Origin of the sequence: Pseudoroseomonas ludipueritiae (genome assembly GCF_014490445.1) — a bacterium.
Taxonomy (GTDB): Bacteria; Pseudomonadota; Alphaproteobacteria; order Acetobacterales; family Acetobacteraceae; genus Pseudoroseomonas; species Pseudoroseomonas ludipueritiae.
In genome coordinates, this window is sequence record NZ_JACTUZ010000310.1 from 1 (window position 1) to 1,966 (window position 1,966).

Here is a 1,966-nt window from a genome sequence, read left to right on the forward strand (position 1 = left end):
CGCGTCAGCGCCGAGGGCCGGCTGTGGCGGGTGCGCGACGAGGTGGGCGGCGGCTTCTCCACCATGGCGCTGCGCTGGCGGCTGGGCCCCGGCGCCTGGCGCGCCACGCCGGATGGTGCCACCGGCCCCGCCCGCATCAGCATCACGGGTGATGCGCCATTGACCCTGCGGCTGGAGGAGGGCTGGGAAAGCCCGGCCTATGGAAAGGCGCGCCGCTGCACCTTGCTGGTGGCCCGCGCCGCTGCGCCGCTGCGCTGGATCGAGACGGAGGTTGGATTGGCCTGATGCCGCTGCATATCCTCCTGCGCGGCCTCTGGCGCCTGAAATTCCCACTGGTGGCGCTGGTGCTGCTGCTGATGTTCTCGGGCGCGGCGCTGATCGTCTCCTGGCCCCGCGCCTATCTGGCGGGGGCGGTGATCGCCCCGGCCGAGACCACCGGCCTCGCCACCTCCACCCTGATCTCCGCCAGCGCAATCTCGCCCGGCAGCCTGCTGGACACCCGCCCTTCCGGCAATTTCGCCATCTACCTCGCCGCCCTGCGCAGCCCGGAAGCGGCGGCGATGCTGGCGCGCGACACCCGCCTGCTGGCCGTGCTGCAGGCCCGCCGCGCCGATGGCCCCGCCGGCTGGCTGCGCGAAACCCTGGGCCTGCGCCTGACCCCGGACCAGGACGATGTGGAAGGCTGGCTGGAGCGTGGGCTGGCGGTGACGCAGTCGCTCGCCTCCGTCACCTGGACGCTGGAGGTCTCGCTGCCGGACCGCCTCCTGGCGCAGGAGGTGCTGGAACGCCTGCACCGCTTCGCCGAGGCCAAGGTACGCGCCGACCTGCTGGACCTGGTGGGCCGCCGGATCAAGGTGCTGGAAGCCCGCCTGGCCGCCGAGCGCGACATCTACCTGCGCACCCCAATCTTCGAGCTGCTGGCCCAGCACCAGCGCGCCGCCATGGTGCTGGCGGCGGATGAGGCGGTGGCGGCACGGCTGGTCTCCGGCCCTGGCGTGGAGCTGAAGCCTTCCGTGCCCAACCGGCCGCTGCTGCTGGTGCTGCTGGCGGTGGCGGCGCCACTGGCGGTGGCCTTCGGTGGCACCTGCTGGGTGCTGCTCTTCGGGGTGCGGGAGCCGCGCAAGGCCAAGGGGGCTTTGCCCCCCTGGACCCCCCACCAGGGAACTGAGTTCCCTGGACCCGCATTCAAGGCGCCAAAACCTGGCGGGGTCTGGGGGGACACCATCCCCCCAGCGGGGGTCCGGGGGCGGCGCCCCCGGTCCCGCGCTTGAAGTCCTGGCGCATCGACACCGCCACGATCGCCTCGCTGGCCGGCGCTAGCGCCGCCGTGCTGCAATTCGCCGGTGCCCTGAAAGGCGCGCCCCTGGTGGCGGCGCTGCCCTTCGACATCACCGCGCTCTCCCTCGCGTCGCTGGTGCCGCTGCTGGCGCTGCTGCTGCTGACCCGCCGCTGGTGGCTGCACCCGCTGGTCGCGCCATCGCTGCTGGGCGCGGGGCTGCTCTGGCTCTGGCTGGTGCTGGCCGGCACCTGGAGCGCCAGCCACGACATCCTCTCCGCCAAGCTGCCGGAAGTAGTGCTGCTGGGGCCGCTGATGCTGCTGGCCGGAATCGCGGTGGGGGCCGATGCCGGGGCACGGCGCTGGCTGGTAACGGTGGCGCTGCTGGCGGGGCCTTTTGTCGGCGCCTCGGTGGCCTGGGGGCTGGCGCATGGCGCGGTGGTACTGGGCGGCGCGGTGGGCGCCAATCCGGAACTGGTGCGGGTGCAGTACCAGCTGGCGGGGCTGGCCATCGCCTGCGCCGCGGGGCTGGGCGGCGTGCGGGCGGTGGAGGCCGCCACCTGGCCGCGCCGGCTCTTCTGGCTGGGCTTCGTGGCGGCCATGGGGGTGGCGGTGCTGCTGCCCGGGGGGCGCACGGCACTGCTCTCACTGGGCTTCTGCGTGGCGCTGGTGCCGGCGCTGCGCTGCTGG

The 1,966-nt window shown here is 73.9% G+C and carries 1 protein-coding gene and 2 pseudogenes; all 3 read left to right on the forward strand.

What is annotated here, in order from left to right:
• Window positions 1–285: pseudogene (locus tag IBL25_RS25890) on the forward strand (heparinase II/III-family protein); the annotation flags it as partial.
• On the forward strand, window positions 285–1,271 hold the full coding sequence (locus tag IBL25_RS25895; RefSeq protein WP_187781312.1) for a hypothetical protein: 987 nt from the start codon (window positions 285–287) through the stop codon (window positions 1,269–1,271). The pseudogene IBL25_RS25890 and the gene IBL25_RS25895, both read left to right, overlap by 1 nt.
• A pseudogene (locus IBL25_RS25900) lies at window positions 1,268–1,966 on the forward strand (O-antigen ligase domain-containing protein); the annotation flags it as partial. The gene IBL25_RS25895 and the pseudogene IBL25_RS25900, both read left to right, overlap by 4 nt.